This is a genomic window from Aeromonas sp. S15(2024) (assembly GCF_041402265.1).
GTDB classification, from domain to species: domain Bacteria; phylum Pseudomonadota; class Gammaproteobacteria; order Enterobacterales; family Aeromonadaceae; genus Aeromonas; species Aeromonas dhakensis.
Genome location: NZ_JBGLQY010000002.1, coordinates 233,477 through 253,632 on the forward strand (window position 1 = coordinate 233,477; position 20,156 = coordinate 253,632).

Annotated in this window: 15 protein-coding genes; 1 reads left to right on the forward strand and 14 read right to left on the reverse strand. The window is 53.5% G+C overall.

Annotation, left to right across the window (positions count from 1 at the left end):
- Positions 1–203: 203 nt before the first annotated feature.
- Both astE and ACB033_RS05250 read right to left on the reverse strand, forming a co-directional pair.
- The gene (gene astE, locus ACB033_RS05245) at positions 204–1,229 is read right to left on the reverse strand and encodes a succinylglutamate desuccinylase (RefSeq protein WP_139432935.1); all 1,026 of its coding nucleotides are present in this window, start codon (positions 1,227–1,229) and stop codon (positions 204–206) included.
- Between the two features lie 283 nt (positions 1,230–1,512).
- On the reverse strand, positions 1,513–1,722 hold the full coding sequence (locus ACB033_RS05250) for a DUF1127 domain-containing protein (protein WP_005302810.1): 210 nt from the start codon (positions 1,720–1,722) through the stop codon (positions 1,513–1,515).
- Positions 1,723–2,226: 504 nt separating this feature from the next.
- Here ACB033_RS05250 and ACB033_RS05255 point away from each other — a divergent pair.
- Complete coding sequence (locus tag ACB033_RS05255) at positions 2,227–3,120, forward strand: DNA replication terminus site-binding protein (protein WP_017765641.1); 894 nt, start codon at positions 2,227–2,229, stop codon at positions 3,118–3,120.
- Between the two features lie 113 nt (positions 3,121–3,233).
- On the opposite strand, the gene ACB033_RS05260 is transcribed toward ACB033_RS05255, so the two are convergent.
- The 12 genes from ACB033_RS05260 to ACB033_RS05315 form a co-directional block, all read right to left on the reverse strand.
- Positions 3,234–7,073: a DEAD/DEAH box helicase gene (locus ACB033_RS05260; RefSeq protein WP_139725882.1), complete on the reverse strand. Its 3,840-nt coding sequence runs from the start codon at positions 7,071–7,073 to the stop codon at positions 3,234–3,236.
- 223 nt (positions 7,074–7,296) lie between these two features.
- Positions 7,297–7,950, reverse strand: a complete 654-nt coding sequence (locus ACB033_RS05265; protein ID WP_139725883.1) for a YceH family protein — start codon at positions 7,948–7,950, stop codon at positions 7,297–7,299.
- A gap of 132 nt (positions 7,951–8,082) precedes the next feature.
- Entirely contained in the window at positions 8,083–9,792 is a 1,710-nt protein-coding gene (locus tag ACB033_RS05270) for a PglL family O-oligosaccharyltransferase (RefSeq protein WP_139725884.1), read from the reverse strand.
- 17 nt (positions 9,793–9,809) lie between these two features.
- Positions 9,810–11,090: a sugar transferase gene (locus ACB033_RS05275; RefSeq protein ID WP_162852110.1), complete on the reverse strand. Its 1,281-nt coding sequence runs from the start codon at positions 11,088–11,090 to the stop codon at positions 9,810–9,812.
- Positions 11,091–11,102: 12 nt separating this feature from the next.
- Positions 11,103–12,242, reverse strand: a complete 1,140-nt coding sequence (locus ACB033_RS05280; protein WP_139432928.1) for a glycosyltransferase family 4 protein — start codon at positions 12,240–12,242, stop codon at positions 11,103–11,105.
- Positions 12,239–13,333 (reverse strand): glycosyltransferase, encoded by a 1,095-nt coding sequence (locus tag ACB033_RS05285; RefSeq protein WP_162852111.1) that lies wholly within the window; start codon positions 13,331–13,333, stop codon positions 12,239–12,241. The genes ACB033_RS05280 and ACB033_RS05285 overlap by 4 nt, the downstream gene beginning before the upstream one ends.
- 1 nt (position 13,334) lies before the next feature.
- Positions 13,335–14,102, reverse strand: a complete 768-nt coding sequence (locus ACB033_RS05290; RefSeq protein WP_236660480.1) for a glycosyltransferase family A protein — start codon at positions 14,100–14,102, stop codon at positions 13,335–13,337.
- A gap of 8 nt (positions 14,103–14,110) precedes the next feature.
- Positions 14,111–15,367, reverse strand: a complete 1,257-nt coding sequence (locus tag ACB033_RS05295) for an oligosaccharide flippase family protein (protein WP_139432926.1) — start codon at positions 15,365–15,367, stop codon at positions 14,111–14,113.
- Between the two features lie 30 nt (positions 15,368–15,397).
- Positions 15,398–17,380 (reverse strand): nucleoside-diphosphate sugar epimerase/dehydratase, encoded by a 1,983-nt coding sequence (locus ACB033_RS05300; protein WP_139432924.1) that lies wholly within the window; start codon positions 17,378–17,380, stop codon positions 15,398–15,400.
- Entirely contained in the window at positions 17,377–18,255 is an 879-nt protein-coding gene (locus ACB033_RS05305; RefSeq protein ID WP_240041780.1) for a glycosyltransferase family 4 protein, read from the reverse strand. The genes ACB033_RS05300 and ACB033_RS05305 overlap by 4 nt, the downstream gene beginning before the upstream one ends.
- Before the next feature lie 146 nt (positions 18,256–18,401).
- Positions 18,402–19,358, reverse strand: coding sequence for an NAD-dependent epimerase/dehydratase family protein (locus ACB033_RS05310; RefSeq protein ID WP_139432920.1), 957 nt, complete (start codon positions 19,356–19,358; stop codon positions 18,402–18,404).
- Positions 19,358–20,152 (reverse strand): glycosyltransferase family 2 protein, encoded by a 795-nt coding sequence (locus tag ACB033_RS05315; protein ID WP_139432918.1) that lies wholly within the window; start codon positions 20,150–20,152, stop codon positions 19,358–19,360. Before ACB033_RS05315 ends, ACB033_RS05310 begins: the two co-directional genes overlap by 1 nt.
- Positions 20,153–20,156 lie beyond the last annotated feature (4 nt).

Consider the following 20,156-nt stretch of genomic DNA (forward strand, 5'->3'; position numbering starts at 1 on the left):
AATGAGATTTAGCCAGGTAAGACCAGTAGAAACTTCTTTAATTTCAGAAAGAAGCTGGATTTTTCGGCTGAAAGAAAACGAAACAGGGAGCCGCATCGGGCTCCCTGTCAGGGCGGGACGGGAGCATCAGGGGCTCCCGCTCCGAGCTGCACGGCCGGCAAGGCCGGCGGCAGCCTGAGATTGTCATCAGGGGTCGCGCCGGGTTACTCCCACAGCCGGGTCGGCACCACCAGCAACACGGTGCGCTGGCCGATGGCCACGTTGGCGTTGGGGAACACCACCGCCTCCCGCGGTTTCTCTACCATGTAGCGCAGTTCGCCATCCTCGGCCAGCACGAAACCCTGGGGAAATTCGGTGAAATTGTCCACATCGCTGGCAAACAGGAAACGAAACTGCTCCGAGCGTTTGTTGATCACCCGATCGATGGCAAAGATGGTGAAGTCATCCGCTCGCCAGGGCTCCAGCTCCACCTCATCCCGGGTCACCAGATCCTGCAGCGCCTGCCGGGTTTCGATGAAACGGGTCATGTCATTCTCGCCAAACGGACGCACCTTGCCCAGCTCCACCGTGAAGGCGTGAGCGCCATGGCAATGGGAGCTGTAATAGCTGAAGGTGGTGGTGGGGCCGCTGGAGAGCAGAATGGTGCGCACGCCGCAGGCACCGAGAAACTGTACCTGCTCCTTGCAGTGAGGCCGCTCGTGGGGGAAGGGGTAGACGGCAAACTTCTCGTGGCGCGAGCCGCGAATGGCGGTGTGCAGATCGTAGTGGTAGCGAGGCCTGGCCGCGTCGGCAAAGAAGCGGCTCACATACTGCTCGAGGCGCATGGCGCGGATCCGTTCCTGATTGCACAGCCCCTCCCCCTTGCTGTGGGCGCCGGAGAAGAGCCGGTTCATGTTCTCCTCCACTTCCCGCACACCCAGGTTCATGGCTGCCGGGTTGCCGAACAGGAACAGTACCCGATGGCGGGCCTTGAGCTCACCGCAGAGCAGGCGGGTCAGCAGCTGGTTGCAGATCTCGATGGGCGCGGTTTCGTTGCCGTGGACGCCGCAGGAGAGCACGATATCCTTGCGCCCACCCGGTTGATCACCGGCCCCGGAGGCTGGCTCGAGGCAGAGCACGCCGGTATCCCAGACACTCACCCTGTCGCCATTGGCCAACGCATAGGAAAAGGGCTCAAGCTGCCACTCGTGGCGGCGGGTCAGGGCCAAAAAGTCATGCTGGGGAATCATCCATCTCACCCTTTTGTCAGGAACGCTATGGGCGGATTATACGCAAGGCGCTTCGGCTTAAAATCAATTTTTAAACAAATTCAAACAGTAATGTTACAAGTTTGAGCGGGAGCAGGATCGGGGCGTGGGGAACAGAGAGAAATTGGCACAGAGCCGTGAGGGAAGAAATGGGGTAAGGCGATCAGCATGAAGCAGCTGATGAACAGGGCAATCCATCAACCCGTGACGGCGGCGGTCTGCGGCCGTGGATCAGCAAAAAAACGAGGCATCCTTGCCCGGCAGATCAACCACGCCAGAACGGCTTGGTGGTCTCTTGATAACGATCGGCTTCGTTCAGACCGATGTCCTTGAGCAGGTATTCGGGCAGCTCGGAGAGCTGGCGACGGCTGCGGCTGCGTTCCAGCCAGGTCAGTACGGTCATTTTGACGCGAGCAACCAGATTCAGTTGGCTGGAATGCTGGTAACCGGCGGCGGTATAAGTCATGTTGGCCATGATATGGCTCCTCTGTAGGGTGTCTGCGCGGGTGCAAATTTGTTGCGCAAAGCTTAGTCAGGGGGTATGGCCGACTCAATTGACGAATTTTGATAGCAGACATTAGTAAAACTAATGGTTGATGTCCGTGGTGAGATAATCATAAGATACTGATTATAAAAGACTAACAAACCTTTTCTGGGCCTGATGAAAGGTTGCAGCATATTCTCCTGCATGGCTCCCTTCTAACTATGCAGTTTCCTCTGCTGGCTATGCACTCCCGTCCTTGGCAAAAAGCAGGGTCAACCGGCTGTTTACATTCAATTGTTAATGAAGAGATCTTTCATTGATCTTCAATTAACACGTTGATACACCACAGTTACCTTCCAGTGACCCATCGCCTTGCCCGCCTCTCGCTCCCACTTGGCACGCATACACAGGGCTGATATGGTTATTTATACAGTACCTTTACCGCCTTGCCGTTTCCCGCCCCATGGGCCGGCAAGGGCGACACAGGATATGCCGATGGAGACATTCACCCCCACCGCCGCCTTGCGCCAACAGATGGAGCGGCTCGAAGAGGCGCTGGCCAGGCTGGCGGATCAATTGACGCAGCTGGAGCTGCTGGAAGCCCACGTCTATCCCCTGCCCGCCGTCGCGCAGGGAGAGGAGCACGAGCCCATCGACACCATCACGGTGGGCTACCTCGATGGTGAAGAGGCGCTGGCCGCCACCCTGGCCGCCTATCGGGATCACAGTGCCCGCGCCGGCTGCTCCACCAAGGCCACCCATCGCCTGCCGGGCTGGCTGCGCCTGCCCGCCGCCAGCGCCCCGCTGCTGCGACCGCTGATCGACGAGATCAATGAGTGCAAGCTCACCTTCAAGGCCCTGGTACAGCAGGCGGGCAGCCGGGACGAGAAGTTTGAACTGGTGCACAGGGCGCTGCCCGGGGTCATCACCCTGCAGGTCTATCGCAAACTGACCCTGCTGGAGGGTGACCTGCATTCGCTGGGCTTTACCTGGGCCGACAAGCAGAGCATCAACCGCCTCAGCCGCGAGCAGGTGCTGGAGATGCTGGAGCGCAGCCGCCGCTATGTCCCGGCGCTGTCGGACAACGAGGAGTGGAGCAAGATGGTGGATCAGGAAGTTTACGATATCCGCCGCCTGCCGGCGGATGCAGAGCTTCGGATCCGCCGCCCGGTCAAGACCCACCCCATGATCAACCTGCTCTGGCTGGATCGGGAGCCCCGCAAGCAGCAGATCAAGGCAAGCCTGCCTCTGCTGCTCTGCGCGGACAGCCAGCCGGCCGTCACCCATCTTGGCCACTACCCGCCCAAGCTGCGCCAGGCCAGGCGGGATCGCAAGATTGGCGGCGAACCCGTCATAGAGCGGCTCCACCTCTACCTCTATCAGGGGTAAGGGGCCCTTGCCCACCAGGCACAACCCACTCAGCTCACCGCCCGTATCACCCAACAACAAGGGGGAGCATCACCAGATGCTCCCCCTTGTTTCTTGCACGAGTCAGCCCCTCGTCAGCTCATCAGCAGGGCCCGCAGGCTCTCCACATCCAGCCCGCGCACTTCCGACTGGCCGCTCAGCAGGCCATCGGCCAGCGCCCGCTTCTCGTCGTGCAGGGCGACAATCTTCTCCTCCACCGTCTGCTCGCACACCAGGCGATAGACGGTCACCGGCTGGGTCTGCCCCATGCGGTGGGCCCGGTCGCTCGCCTGATCCTCCACCGCCGGGTTCCACCAGGGGTCGAGGTGCAGCACGGTATCGGCCTGGGTCAGGTTGAGCCCTGTGCCCCCCGCCTTGAGGCTGATGAGAAACAGCGGCACCGCTTCGTGGCGAAAGCGCAGGATGGAATCCTGCCGCGCCTTGGCCGAGCAGCCACCATCCAGATAGCAATAATCCCACTGCCGCTGCTCGATGCGGGTGCGCAGCAGGCTCAGCAGATCGACGAACTGGCTGAACACCAGCACCCGATGACCGCCGTCGATGGCCTCATCCAGCAGCGCCATCGCCTCGTCCAGCTTGCTGCTGGCCTCGGCCCACTCCGGCATCACCAGCTGGGGCGAGCAGCAGAGCCGGCGCAGCCGGGTCAGGCCGCTCAGCACGTGCATCAGAGCGCGGCCATCGGCACTTTGCACCTGCTGCACCACTTCACGCCGGGTCGCCTCGTAGAGCTGGCGCTCCGCCGGGGAGAGGCTGATGTGGTGGATGATCTCGGTCTTGTCCGGCAGCTCGGTCAGCACCTGGTGCTTGAGCCGGCGCAGGATGAAGGGGCTGATCACCGCCCGCAGCAGCGCCATGTGCTGAGGATCCTTGACCGCTTTGCCAAAGCGGCGCTTGAACTCGCCGAGGCTACCCAGCAGCCCCGGGTTGGTGAAGGTGAACAGGCTCCACAGCTCCCCCAGATGGTTCTCGATGGGGGTGCCGGAGAGGGCGAGCCGAAAATCACCGTCGAGCTGGAACAGCAGCTTGGCCCGCTGGGTACCGGCGTTTTTGATCTGCTGCGCCTCATCCAGCACCATGCTGGACCAGCGGCGCGACTTGAGCGCCTCAGCAAGGCTGCCGAGCATGCCGTAGTTGAGCAGGATAATCTGCCCCGCCCTCGCCTCGCGCACCATCCCCTCCCGCTCGGCGGGGTTGTCGAACACCACCACCTCCAGCTCGGGGGCGAAGCGGGCCACCTCCTCCTGCCAGTTGGTGACCACTGACTTGGGTACCACCACCAGGGCCGGCCCCAGATGCTGGCGCATCCGCAGCACAATGAGGGCCTGCAATGTCTTGCCCAGCCCCATGTCATCGGCCAGACAGGCACCGAAACCGTGATGGGCCAGGGTCGCCAGCCAGCGCACCCCCTCCTTCTGATAGTCCCGCAGCGGCCCCATCAACTCGTCCGGGCACGCCACCTCCTGTTGCCACTCCTGCTGAAGGTTCTGCCAGGCGGCATCCCCCTCGGTGGTGATGACGGAGAGCAGCCGGGTGAGCGGATAGGCCAGCTTGTTGTTGATGCGCTGCTCGTCATCCAGCATGGCCCCCAGCATGGTGAGCCGCTCCACCAGCTTGTCGCTCAGCATCAGGCTGGTCTTCTCGTCGAGCTGGACGGTGCGCTGGCCCGGCGTCAGCTGGCGCAGGATCAGGCGCAAATCGAGGATCTGGTGCTCATCGAGGGAGAGGGCCCCCTCCACCTGGAACCAGTCCTGACGCCGCTCGATGCGCAGGCTCAGCGCCGCCTCATCGAGGCTCTTCAAACGTGCGCTGTCCTGATGCCAGTGAATGACCACGCCGGCATCCACCAGCTCCGGCAAGGCGTTGACCAGCGCCAGTGCCTGCTCCCCTTCGAGCCGCCATTCGCTGCCCGGCAGCTCGATGGGCAGCTGGTTGCGCAGCAGCTGGGCCTCGCCCCGCTCGGCCGCCAGATCCCGCTGCCAGTAGTGATAATCCTTGATCCCCTGGCGCACGATGGCCTCCCCCTTGCCAAGGGGCTGCGGCGACAGCTCCTCGAAGCGGGTTACCAGCCTGACTGCCAGCTGACCATCCTGCCAGTCGAGCTGCACCGAGGCCACCCCGGGCCAGGGCGTCAGCTCGGCATTGCCGTGCAGCCCCGCCACCTGGCTGTGCCAGGGCAGATCCGGGATGGCATCCAGGGTGCGTTGCAACTCAGCCAGCCCCTCGGCCGGCAGGTCGGGAATGGCCTCCAGCGCCGGCAGGCGATCCTGCAGGGCCTGGGGGGTGAGGATGAGCTGCCACAGATCCTGCGCCAGCGGCAGTATATGCGCCCCTCGTGCGGCTGCAGCCGGGCTCAACACGGCCCCCATGCCCTGCTCGGTGGCCACGATCTGCAGCAGTGGCGCCGTGATGGCGAGCTGCAGCTTCTGCCCTCTGGCATTGAACAAACGGGAGTGGTTGGCCAGCGGCGCCCACACCTCGCGCGGCAGCCGCCCCATGTTGCGCGGCAGGGTACGCACCAGCGCCCAGTCCTCTTCGTCGAGCAGGGCGGCGTACTGGGTAGAGAGCAGGGCGGGATCGACCCGGCGACCGGCAGTCCACTCCCCCTTGGTGCTCTGTTTCTGGATCTTGCACTCGAGCTCGGGCCCTTCGGCGTGAAGCAGCCAGACCAGCCGCTCCTGCGGTTTGCGCACGCCGCTGGAGCGGCCCAGTCCCTGCAGCCAGTTGAGCCAGCTGGCCGAGGCGGGAGCCTTCTCCTCATCCTCAGACGCACTCCCCTGCTCATCCGGCCCGGCGGCCCGCAACTGCTGCAGCGGGGCGCGCTCTGCCCCCTGCCCCAGCAGCAGGCGCAGCAGATCCTGGCAGAAGGCCATCAAGCGGTGACGGGGCGCGGCCTCCAGCATGTGGGAGAGATCCCACTTGTGCAGGATGGCCACCTGGGGACTCTGCTCGCCGTGCCGGGCCAGCGCACAAAGATCGAGCCAGAGGTAACCCCAATGGAGCTCCTCCAGCGGCAATTGCAGGGTGTCGAACAGCCCGACGGCCTGGCCGTGGCGCTCCCCTGCCCACTGTCCCAGCAGATCGGCCAGCAGGGGGAACTGATTGGCCAAAGTGCGCAGCCACTTCTTGCGCTGCTCGCTGGCCAGCACGGGATCCGCCTGCTGCAACCAGCCCAGCCAGAGCAGGGCACTGAAGGTGGCAGGCCACTGGCCCGCGCCCGTCGCGCCCGCTGACGCCTGCCAGGCACCCAGCGCAGCCAGCAAGCGCTCGGCCAGCGGCTGCTCGTCTTCCTGCTCCGCCAGTTGCTGCAGGGCGGGCCAGTGAGTGGCCGCTTCCCCGCTCGGCTCGCCGCAGAGCCATTGCCACTCGGCGGCAAAGCCCTCGGTCAGACCGGACAGCTCGGGCGCACAGTGCTGGGCAAGCGGGGTGAGCGGCCACTGCGGATGGGGCTCGGCATCGAGCAGGGTCTGCAGGGCAAAGTGCTGCATCAGCAACCGCTGCCACTGCGGGCTCGAGCCTGCCAGCAGCAGCTGGGCGTCGGGCAGGTCGAGCAGACTCAGCAGGTCGGCCGCCAGATAGTAAGCGGGTACTTGCCCGGCCTCCCCAAGACAGAGCTCGCGCACCAGCGCCTGGGCCATCTCCTGACCGGTGACCGACGGCACCCGTGCCCAGTTCGGCATGGGGCAGTCGCCGCGGCGCACCGCCAGGATGAGTGCCAGCGTCCCCTCCGCCGTCAGGCTCCACTGCTGCTCCCCGCGCTGGCGAACCAGCCCCTGCTGCTGCAGCTGACCGAGCCGATCCGGCAGGGCCTGTCCAGATGGCAGTTGTTCTTGCAAATAGCGGGTACTGGCGGTGCGCTGCAACTGCAGCTCGCCAAGCAGGGCATAACAATCTGAAGAGAGAGTGGACGCAGACATCGAGACTCACGGGCCGGTGCAAAAGCGGAATTTTAACGGGAAAGCGACTGCGGCTCGACCCTTAAGCGCGAAATAACGCAAAAAAGCTGGCGCCTGCTGGTCGGGCCGACCATGACGACGGGACGCAGACAACCCGTCATTGCCGCCCCCGCAGCCCTGACGGGGATACGCGGCCATAAAAAAAGGCGCCGTAGCGCCTCTTGGAAAAGATCCTGTTCTGGCGTCAGCCTTCCAGCCGGGCCAGACGCTCGGCCAGCGCCTGCAGCTGCGCCTTGAGGCTCTCGACCTCCTCTTCCAGCGCACTCAGCCTGTCCGCCGCCGGCGATGCATAGTTGCCGACGGGGGCCGCCTCGGCCAGCGCCTGCAGATCCACCTCGCCGCTGAACAGGTGTGCATAGCGGGATTCCCGCTTGCCCGGCTCGCGCGGCAGCTTGACCACATAGGGGCCACGCTCGATGAGGGTCGCCAGCACCGCATCCACCTCGGTCACGTCATCGAAGCTGCACAGCCGGTTGGTGCGTGAGCGCAGTTCACCCGGTGTCTGCGGGCCGCGCAGCAGCAGCTCGCAGATAATGCCGAGCTCCTGGGCGGTGAACTTCAGCTCGCCAAATTCGGTGTTGCAGAAGCGATGTTGATAACGAGGCACCCGGGCGTTGAAATCGGCGGTATTGACCACCAGCCGCTTGCGGATCAGCTCATCCACCACGGCCCGGATGTCGAGCTCTGACAGCTCCAGCACCGGCTCGCGGTTGCTCTTCTGGTTGCAGGCGTTGACCAGCGCATTGAGAGAGAGGGGGTATTGATCCGGGGTGCAGATCTCTTTTTCGATCAGACAGCCGATCACGCGGGCCTCCAACGGGCCAAGCACTAACTCCATTTCATACTCCCTACTAAACAAGACGTTGAGGCCACTATCTTAGCCATGGCGCCTCTGCCGTCCAGCAGTGGCCGCCATTTTTGCGAGGCGATGGGGCTGTTGATGAAACATCGCACAACCGCCCCACCATCGTCAGGAGGAGGGCTTTCGCTCCAGCGCCGTGGCCACGGATTTGGCGGCCGTGCCAATCAGCAAGGGATCTGCCGGATAGAGTGCCAGCGCTTCGCTGCGCAGGGCCCGCGCCTCCTCTTTGCGTCCCAGCGCATCCAGCGCGATCACCATGTTGGCGTAGATATTGGCCCTCGGCGTATGCAGCACGAAGGCTTGCCCCCAGTCGAGATAGGCCTCCAGCTCCGCCTTGTTGTTGCTCTGCAGGCCTACCGTCAGCCGCACCGAGTTGACGTCAAACTCCACCCGGGTCAACCAGGCCATGGGATTGATGACATCGAGCAGCAGGGTCGGCTCCTTGTAGCCGCCGCGCTCGTACTTGGTCACCACCCAGGCGGTGTGCAGCGCCGTCAACATGAAGGGCACCACCAACAGGGGGATGGCGATGGCCGCGAAACGCAACAACAGCCAGGGGCGGTAGACATGCTCGCGCCAGCTGGCGTGCCCCGCCTCCAGTAGCCCCTCCTCCACTTCCGCGTCCAGCACATACACCAGCATCAGCAAGACCCACCAGAGCGCGATGGCGTGGTAAAGCGGGTATTCGGTCTGGGTATGCAGCAGGATCGGAGTCACCAGCGCAAGCAGGGCTGTGCCCTTGCGCCAGCCGGCCCGGCTCGCCCGCCACAGCAGGACAACGCCCATCAACACCATGCTCAGCATGGGGGCTATCCCCCCCTCTACCGCCCAGTAAAGGAACTCGTTGTGGGGGTGATCGAGGTTGTATTCGATCTGCACCATGGCCGGGTTCAACGCCTTGTCGGCCATGTAGTGATGGAGGAAGGTGGTTTCAAAGCTGCCATAGCCCCAGCCCACCCAGGGAGACTGGGCAATCAGCTTGGCGGCATAGGGCCAGTAGATGGATCGCATGCCGCCGGATTGATAGGCCTCCAACCCACGCCTGAGGCCGTCAATCCAGTATTGGGAGGCAACCCCCAGCAAGATGCCGAGCGCGACCAGCACCAGCACCCTGGCCAGCAGACGATGCCGACGCAGCTCGGTCACCAGCAGGAGCAGCGCCAGCAAGCCACCCAACTGCCCCACCCGGGATTGCAGCACCACCAACAACAGGCTGGTCGCCAGGATCACCCCGTAGCGCAACCCACGCAACCAGACATGAGGATTGCCGCGCAGCTCCAGCCAGCTGGCCAGCGCAAGCCCGGTCGCCATGAAACTGGCCATCACATTGGGTTGTTGAAAGATACCGTAGGGGCGATTGACGTGGGTGTCATAGCCGATCCAGTTGCCCGGTACCAGCAGGTAGTACTGCACCAGGCCCAGCAGCGCCTCGATGGCCACCGCCCCCAGCAACAAATAGAGCAACCGGTCACGGGATACCCGCGCCAGTTGCCACTGATAGAGACAAAACAGAAACAGCAGACCGGCGAACAGCCCCAGCAAACGGGGAATGGCATAGTCTTTCAGTTCAAAGCCGGGATAGGCCATGGGCAGCAGCAGCAACAATCCCCCGAGCCAGAGCCAGCCTTGCAAAGAGGAGAACACCAGCCGCTGCTGCAGCGTTACCCGCCACAGCCCCAACCCGATGACCAGGCTGGCGAAGATCCAGCCCCAGGCATTGAACGGCAGATAGAGCCCGGCCCCACCGGGGTTGTGCATGAAAAAATGCATGCCCAGCAACCAGTACGATGAAAATAAAATCCAATATAAACTACCCATATGTTATGTCCATATACTCAACGAGCCCCGAACCCTGACAACATTGTTTTAATAGTTTTAATTAAAATTAATAGATCAAGCCAAAGAGAAAAATTCCTAATATAATAAAAATCATATTCTAATTTTATACGAGTACTATCTGTATCAGCTGAGTAGCCATGCATCACCTGAGCCCATCCACTTATACCAGGACGGACCATATGACGATACATATAGAATGGTAATTCAGACTCAAACCTCTCCACAAAAAAACGCTGTTCAGGTCGTGGACCAATCAAGCTCATATCTCCTTTAAGAACATTAAAAAATTGCGGGAGCTCATCAATTCTATATTTACGAATGACATGGCCGAAACGAGTAATCCGCTTGTCAACCTCCTGAGCAAAACACGCATTATCTAATAATGAACTGTCATGCATACTACGAAATTTATACATTACAAAATCTTTATTACCAAGCCCAACTCTCTTTTGCTTAAAGAAAACAGGGCCAGGACTTTCCAACTTTATTAATATTGCTACTATAAGTAGCACCGGCATTAAAAAGGGGAGTGAAATTATAACAATCAAAAGATCAGCAAGTCTTTTTAGAAAGAAATAAAACAACGATGGGATAGCGGAACCCAAGTCATTTTCATATAATTGTTCAACGCTCACTCGGCCTGTTAATGATGTATATATAGTTTTGCTATGATAGATTGGTATTCCTAACAAAACGAAATCTGTTAATAACTTTTGCCATTCACTCGTCAAGTCAGATGAGTGAAAGTCAGCAACTACTGCATTACCACAAAACAGAGAAAAATTAGGCTTGTGAAGAATATTCCATTCAACAGCAGTCAAGGCACACAGTTTCTGATAGTTGCCAACAGGGATGATCGAATACTTAACCTTACCAGATCGTGCCCCTAAGTAATAAATAAGCCCGCAAAATACTAGAGCCAATATATACGAGGTTATAATTACTGGCCTACTATACTCAAGACGGAACAGCAGCAACACACCAAATAATATCCCATACACTGCGGTTACTGTTGGAATCATATAAGATAAGGCATTAACTCCAGGATAGCAAAGCACTCGACTCAGGCAAAAACCAGCAGTAATGCATGTTATAAAGATGCCTAAAAGTGAGTTTATTTTTACATCATCAAGGAAACCCCAAAAGCCCCCTCCCCAAAACAAAAATGCAGGTAGTAATGTTGATACCAAGGATGTAAAAAAGAACATTATTGTATAATTAAACCGTACAAGGTCATACCAACGACCACCATATGGATAATAGCTATTATTCATCATGAAAAACTCATTTTAGTTCTCAACCACAGGGGGAGCACCATCGATATGCTGAGCCAATATATCAAAATATATGCCAATAATTTTTTTTTCATCGAATCTGGCACTGACTAATTGCCTCCCAGCATTACCCATCAAGGTTCTTTGAGCTTTAGTCATCCGTATGAATGTCATCATTGCATCAGTCAATGATGAAACATTTCTAACTTGACAGAGTAACCCGGTTTTCTCATGTAGCAGTACATCTCTACATCCAGGAACATCGGTAACAATAATAGGCTTTGCCATTGCAGCAGCTTCGATCATAGTTCTTGGCAGTCCTTCGCGATAAGAAGGTAACACAATACAATCACTTTCCATTATTATAGGCCTAACATCATGTGTAGTACCGAGATATTCCAGCACACCTTCATTGATCCATTCATGCAACTGTGCATATCCAATAGCTCGTGGATTATCAGCCAGAACATCGCCTAACAATTTAAACTTTATGTTTGGATAACTAATGTGAATCTGCTTTGCGGCTGCTACATATTCTCCAACCCCCTTATCCCATAACAACCGCGCAATGAGCAAAAAACTAACCGAGTCATCTTCAGCAAGTTTTTTTGAAGGATGAAAAAAACTCAAATCAACGCCCTCGCTAGGCAACAATAGAGTCTTTTTTTCATCTACCAACTGTCTTGATACAAATTCAAGACGATCATCTTCATTTAAGAAAATGACTAGCTTAGGATATTTAAACGCGAATTTATAAAGCAACCTTACTACTTTAGGCACCCAACCATCATTCATAAAGGCATATCCTAACCCAGTGGTTATAGCCAAGGTAGGTGTGCGACAAAGACGTGCTGCAAAAGAACCATATACATTTGGTTTTACCGTATAATGGATAATTAAATCCGCATTAACTCTCCTATATATCCTCACGAAATCAAATATTAATTTTAGCTCAGTAATTGGGTTAACTCCTTTAGGAGATAGTGCCAATGGAATAAATGAACACCCCAAATCACAGAGCGAAAAAACTGTATTATCAGGTGGAGCAACAATCGTTATTCGATATCCATGTTGTATAAGTGCAGATAATAACCCGCGGCGAAAATTCCACATTGACCACGCTGTATTACTCACCATACAAAGATGTTTGCTCATGTGTAGTCCTGGTACAAATTTAACCAACGCTGACAGATAGTCTCGATTGAATAATGGTTAATAACCCGAGTCCGAGCCTCTTTGGTCATCACCTCTCTCTCAAGCGGTGAGAGCGTCATAGCCTGCTCAATCGCGGTAAATAGCTGCTGACTATTTTTAGAGGGGACAAGAAATCCAGCAGAGCCAACCACTTCCCTCACTCCACCACAATCGGTGGCAACCACTACCCGCTCAGTAGCCATAGCCTCAGCCACAACTAAACCAAACCCCTCCCAAGCTGATGACAACACAAATATATCTGCTGCACTCATCCAATCTTCAACATCATAGCGCAGCCCCAAGAAATGAACTCGCTCGCCAATCCCTTGTGCGCTAGCAATTGTGGTTAAGTATTCTTTTTCCTCACCCTCACCTATAATGACCAACTTAATATTATTGAATCTCGAAGATAACATCGCAAATGCAACAAGCAAATTTTTATAGTCCTTGGCAGCGGTCAGTCTGCCTACCGAAATTAACAATATGTTATTGTCATCAATCCCAAGCTGAGAGCGTAATTTATTTCTGACTATAGCGTTAAAATAAAAACGCTCCGTGTTAATACCGTTATACATGACCTTCATTCGCCCAGCAGATACCGCACCTTGTTTAATAAAAGCCTCAACTGCCTCTTGGCTTACATTTGTGCTAAGATCACACAACATTTCGGTAAGCCGGTATGCCAATATCCGCCACCCTCTCCCCTCATTAACACTATGCGCTGAGCAGATAAGTTTCGGAAATGACACAAATAATCGTAATAATCGAGCAAAAATATTTGCATGCACCATATGACTGTGCACCACATCCGGTTTATATTGATTAAGGAACCTGATCGCCTGCCAGTATGCTTTGAAAACACTAAATGGAGTTTTCCTCATCTGTAGTGAAACAATGTCTGCTGCAGTCGAATGTGGGCGATTTCTAATTTCACCAGTCATTGAGATAATTAATATATGGTGGCCCAACCTAATAAATTGATCTGCCAAATCGCACACTTGTCGTTCAGCGCCCCCCATACCAAGACCTGTGATTATCATCGCAATTTTCATGCTATTTCTTCAACCAACAGTAAAGAATACACTGGAGACTTCTGATACATGCTTTGACCTTGCCGAACAATCGAGTATCTCGGATCACTTGGTCTCGATAAAACAAACCAAAACCACATGGATTACTTCTTAGATTTTTTTTAAAATTTGAGGTGTAGCCATCAGGAAGATATTCACACAAGTATATTATTTGGTCTACATAAAAAACTATTTTACCTATATCTGAAATTCTATTCCATATATATAACTCTGGCACAAATTTTTCGTTTGGGAACTCTGGAAAAGGACATTCACGCATAACATTAGTGCGAAAAACATAAGCTAAGTCACCTTTTAATATATGCCCTGCCATGATGGGCTGCATTACCATTGACTTGCTCCATGCTGTGCCGGAGATACCAATTATGTTGCCAGATAATGTTGCTCTTCTAAAACACATCCCAACAAATTCCGAGCCAATATGATTCATAACATCATATAGCTTGGCAACAGCATCACCAGTTAATAAGTCATCACTATCTACAATAATAATCCAATCACCGGTCGCATGAACCACACCTTCATTTATAGCGCGATGTTTCCCTCCATTTTCTTTATAAAAATAATTGATTGAAAAGTCAGATTTAACTCTATAATCAAAAATAAGCTTGGCGGTACCATCAGTGCTACCGTCATCGATTACGAGCCATTCAAAGTCCCGCCTTGTTTGCTGACACAAACTGTCATATAACCTTGGTAAAACATATGCTCTGTTATAAGTTGGCGTCATTATTGTTATCATTGCACGACCTTACACACGTAACCTTTATATTGATTAGTGAAGTATATAAACATCGTCGCTGCCATCATCAGAAAAGCATTAACTATATAAACGATGTATATGTCACCGGAACGAAATACTTTTAGTAATAGCCAATAGTTGAATATGCTTATAATTAATAGAAATAACCACTTGCACATTATCAAAAAATATTTTTTGTCACGGTATAAGCGTTGCATTAAAACGCTATCCACAGCGAAAAAATAAAGCGCAGGTAACATCATAATGGCTAATTCTGCAGCTGGTTCATAATGTTTGCCAAATATAAAATTGACAATTTCATGTAGCCATAACCAACCCATTAATTGCAAGGCACATGCAACTAGTAACAACCCTAAACAAACCGTATGTATTTTTTTTACTCTGCGCCCATATAACATCATTGGCGCTATCGACTGCACAACTATACCAAGTACAAGTACGCCCTGCTCGAGCATTTGACTAGCTACACCATACATGGCTAGTTGTTCATACCCTAAGTAATGCTCGATGAAGAAACGATCAATCCTCATATAAATCAGCATCAGCATTAATGGTACCCAGAGCGCCCCACCTCGACTTAGCATTACTACTGCCACTTTTTTATTCCAGTCCCAGATGCCACCGCTAAAATAAATGACGCAACTCAGAGAAATAGCTAAAAACAGTGCTTCTATTGCCCTGCTTGAATAGATAATGAAAAAAGATGAAAATAAAAAAGCGAGGCTTACCAAAACCACCCTTAATAATAAAATTGCAAGACGAATCGCAACAACAATGCCTATATTTGTGGTGGCTTGATAGTAGTTGGCGATTACTGAAAATGGTTCATTAAAAATGAGCACCAGTGCCAATAGCATCAGCATTAATCTTACATCTTGATCTACGACAATAAAATTTGCGTAAACTAATGTGACAAGCAAAGCAACCAAAGCGAAAAGTAGACGAAAAATAAATACTGAAGATAATATCTTCCAACGCAAATGAGGATGCCGAACCAATGCCGGAACAACAACTTCCGAGCCAGCAATCAATGTAACTGATGAAAATAAAATGATGGTATTGAGCGAATATAACCATTTTCCATATAATGAAACACCGAGTAAATGACTAATTATCCCCTCGCAAAAAAAAACCAGCCCAATGGTCACCGTTTTTTCAAATAACAGAATAGTAACATTAGTAATAATTGCGGCATATTCTCGATAGAATGCCATAACCTGGCCTAATTGCATCCAAGTTGCCTCATTATAGAAACAGGTGACTCAATTTCTCGCCAGTAAAAAATGAACATTGTGTACTGGTAGCTTCACGATGTTCTCCGCTATTGTATGCTGCTTCGCTAGCCACACCAGATCACAAATACCATCCGTCGGTTCGAATGCAGCAGGAGCATGCATCAGGATCTCGCGAACTTGCTGTTGATCAAAACGGTGACAGGCATCATCCAGCGAGGCCAACAAAGGGCGCAATCGAGACCAAGGCAGCCAGCTCTCTTGTGCCACCATGATCCTAGGATGTTCGGTTCCTCTGGCATCATCACCAATCAGTAATTCTTCGTAGAGCTTTTCACCCGGCCGCAAACCCGTCACCTCAATGGCAATATCACCATCGGGCAGCTGTTCATCCCGCAGTGTTAGACCACTCAGGCGTATCATGCGCTTGGCTAGCTCCATGATCCGTACCGGTTGCCCCATATCGAGCACAAAGACGTCACCCCCCTCCCCCATTGCGCCCGCCTGGATCACCAACTGGGCAGCTTCTGGGATCGTCATGAAGTAACGAATGATATCGGGGTGAGTCAGGGTGATAGGCCCCCCTTTATCTATCTGTTGTCTGAATAACGGCACTACTGAACCGGAAGAGCCGAGTACATTGCCAAAACGCACCATACAAAAACGAGTTTGATGCTTTTCACGGGTCAAGGCTTGCAAGATCAACTCGGCCATGCGCTTGCTGGCCCCCATGGTGTTGGTTGGCCGCACCGCCTTGTCGGTGGAGATGAGCACGAATGTTTCCACCCCTGCCTCAATGGCAGCTTGGGCAGCATAAAGCGTGCCGAATACGTTGTTGCGCACCCCTTCAATGATGTTGAATTCAACCAGCGGAACATGTTTATAAGCCGCGGTATGGTAAACAGTCTGGATCTTGAAGCTCTGCATCACCGTCTTGAGACGATGCTGGCGCTGCACTGACCCCAGTAACGGCACCAGATCTGTTTCGATTCCTTCACGCTGACACTGTTCCCTCAGATTCTTGTGCAAGATATAGAGGGCGTATTCAGATAGTTCGAACAGTACCAGAGTGGATGGCTGGCACCGCAAGATCTGGCGGCAGAGCTCAGAACCAATGGAGCCACCGGCACCGGTCACCATAACCGCTTTGCCTGTGATATTGGCTTCCATCAATGTGGTCACCGGCGCAACCGGATCTCTTCCCAACAGATCGTCGATGGAGACCTCATTGAGCTGATCAATGCGGGCAGACCCATTGACCAGATCGGCCATTCCCGGGATAGAAAGCACTTCGCAAGAGAGGGGCTCAAGTGCATTGATCACTTCCTGACGACGAGCCCTGGTGCTGCTCGGCATGGCCAGCAAGATCTTCTGTACACCATGGTGGTCAATCAAGGTTGGTAATTGGGCACTGTTGTAAACTGTACAGCCCTGGATCACGCACCCATGTTTGGCGGGATTATCATCGACAAAGGCAACGGGATAAAACTCATTACCTTGCAACAAGGCCATCTGCAGCTGTCGACCCGAGGAGCCCGCACCGTAGATCAACACCTGAGTACGTGCCAAACGGGTGGTATTAAGCAGCGCCCGGAAAAACAGCCGTACACCACCGACCAAGAGCACCAGAAAGGAGAGATATATAACCGAGACCGTTCTCGGCAGGAAGACATCGAAGTAAAACGCAGAAATAACGAAGAAGCAGGTCGAAAGGAATGCTCCCAGCAAAATTGTCCATAATACCCGGAAACTGACATAACGAAGCACTGCACGGTACAGGCCCAGCCGGATAAACATAGCTATGCTTACCAGCATTAATGCGGCAAGTAACCCCCAGTGTTTTGCACTATCAATTGGCAAGTCTCGCTCAAGACGAATCCAGTAAGCCCCCCAGAAAGCCACAGATATGAGCAACACATCAACGATCACGGAGACAGTTCGTTTACTAGCGCGGGACAGAGAGCCTAGACATGTCAGCAACCAGTTACTTCCAGGAAAGAGACCATTCTTCATTCGGGCACCCCTGCATTGAAGTAATATGCGAGAAAAGCCAAAGGCAGGTAAGCAATACACAAGCCAAACAGTCCATCAACATAACCGCCTACAATCATGATCGAGATCGGAGCAAGCCAAAGACAATTTATAAGAATAACAGTTAGTGTTACCGTTTTATGACTACCGTAACACCGCGTAGCATATTGATACCCATGGGTACGGTGCGCATAACTCAATCGACATCGGAGTCTATAGCGATTGAACAGTGTCCAGGTTGCATCAACGACAAACACACCCAGCATAACCAACCATGCCCAGAGATAAGCTTGGTTGAGGTGGGCATCAAGCAACATCAAGCTGGCCAGCATCACACCCAGAAAGCCACTTCCTCCATCTCCCATGAAGATCCGGGCCGGCGGGAAATTCCAGCAAAGAAAACCGGCAGCAGCGGTCCCCAGCAACAAGATCAACTCAGTCTTACTCCATTGACCACCATCAAAATAATGGATTAATGCCATCACCAAGCAGACAGACACAGCTTCACCTGCCGCCAAGCCGTCGATGCCATCCATAAAGTTGTAGAGGTTGATAACCCAGATCACTCCAACCCAAGCCAGCAGAAAGCCAAACCAAGCAAGCTCTACGGATATCCCAAATATGCTCAGCACCGGTAAACCACCTACAGCCCAGACAACCCCGACCGCTGCCAGCGACTGTACCAACAAACGTGTGGACGCTTTTAGTGAAATGTGATCATCGATAAACCCTACCAATGCAATCATCAGCACCACCAACCAGAGCACGACAAAATGTAACCTAGATAAATTCAGTGCATCAGGGAAGATTGCAATCAAAAGGGGAGCCCCAAACAGGAAGGTAATGACGATAGCCATCCCTCCCCCTCTCGGGGTAGGCTTTTGATGCGAACTTCGATGATTGGGTTGGTCAAGCAAGCGGGTCTGGGCGTAGCGCCTGAGCAGCCCAGTCATGGTGATTGAAAGGAAAAGACAAAACATCAACAACAAAACAAATGCCAGCATCAAGACGACTCACTATGGGAAGATACCATCAGAGATAGGGTCTGAGAGAGCGAATAGGGTGCCGACCATTGTAATCGGCTCTGCGCCTTACCGGTATCCATTTCCAGAGAGCCATAAATCCGTTGTAGCTTGGCATCAATCCCCAAACAGCAGCCCAGCCCTCTTATCACTCCAGGAGGGAGATAAAACAACCGACATGAAACCCCTTCAGCAGCAGCGATCGCCGCCAACAACTGGGACGTCGACACCGCAACCGGATCAGCAACCAGAAAGACCTGGTTTACTGCGGCAGGATGCGCCATCGCATGGGCAATGAAGTCACACAGATTAGGCAACGCCAACAAACTGCGTGCATTGTTCAAACGGGCAAAAGGGAGCGGGAGCCCTTTGCGCACCCATGTCATCATGCTGGCAAAGTTAGCCTTCACTCCTTCTCCATAAATAAGAGGAGGACGAATAATGGTAACAGCCATATCACACTCTTTCGCGAGCACCATCAGCCCCTGTTCCGCCTCATACTTCGAGCGTCCATAGGGATCTTCTGGCGGACTCTGCACATGCTCATCAAATGGCTTGCCTGGCTCGGTATGCTCACCATTCACTTTGATCGAGCTGATAAAGATGAAGCGTTTTACCCCTGCACCAGCCGCTTGCTGGGCAAGAGCGAGCGTACCCTCGGTATTCACCGCTCGAAAAGCCGCTAGGGGATCTGTCGCGGTATCCGACATCACATGTACCCTTGCCGCACAGTGAACAACCACATTAACCTGTTGCAATAGGGCAGTCCAGCTGGCATCGGCAGTCAAAGAAGGGGCCTGAACTTGGTACGAAGCTAGCGGGCGACTTCGCACCGCACCTTTCACTTTCGCCCCCAAACCAAGCAAGTGCTCGCAGACTGCCTTGCCAACAAATCCGTTGGCGCCTGTAACCAAGACAGTACTTTTGATATCTGCCATTACCACCAACACCAACCATGGATTCTGAAGAATGTCACCATGGAGCGCCCGAACATCCAGATATGGCGCCAACCTTTGCGTGATGCATGACCACCATGGTGCACTACCTTGACCTGTGGAACATATGCAATTTTACTTAATTTCCCTGCCCGAAGACTGATATCAAAATCTTCAAAATAGAGAAAAAACCGGGAGTCAAAGCCCTTTAATTTATGCAAGACATCCGAACGAAACAGCATAAAGCAGCCACTGACAATAAAAGGGTCCCACAGTACATCTTGGCCATTGAGCTGTTCGGACATTTCATACCTGGATAACCGACCATGGAATATTCTTTTTATCCGTCGAGGTGCAAAACCACGCAGAATAAGATCCAACACAGTCGGATAACGCTTGCACAGGCGCTGGACAACGCCCCCATCCCATGTTGCATAGGGGGTAAGCAAGCCACACTTAGGGTGTTTTTCCATGAAGACGATAGCATTTTCCAGCGCATCCTCGGCAAGTTCTATATCCGGATTCAAAATCAGATGATAGTCATCATCGTGACCTAACGAAAGATTATGGGCAGCGCCAAAGCCAGCATTATGCCCAGACCTTACCAACTCGAATGAGCCATGCCAAAATTGATTGACCCAGGCTTGGCTAAATTGCTCAGATACCCGCTGCGTATTGTCTATCAGTTTCAGACTCGCGCTAATCCCGGCCCATTCGACTGCCTTATGTAAAGAGACAAGCGTTCGGGATAACAGCTCCAAGTCTGGATGATAAGTAACTAAAGAAATTGTCAACATTTTA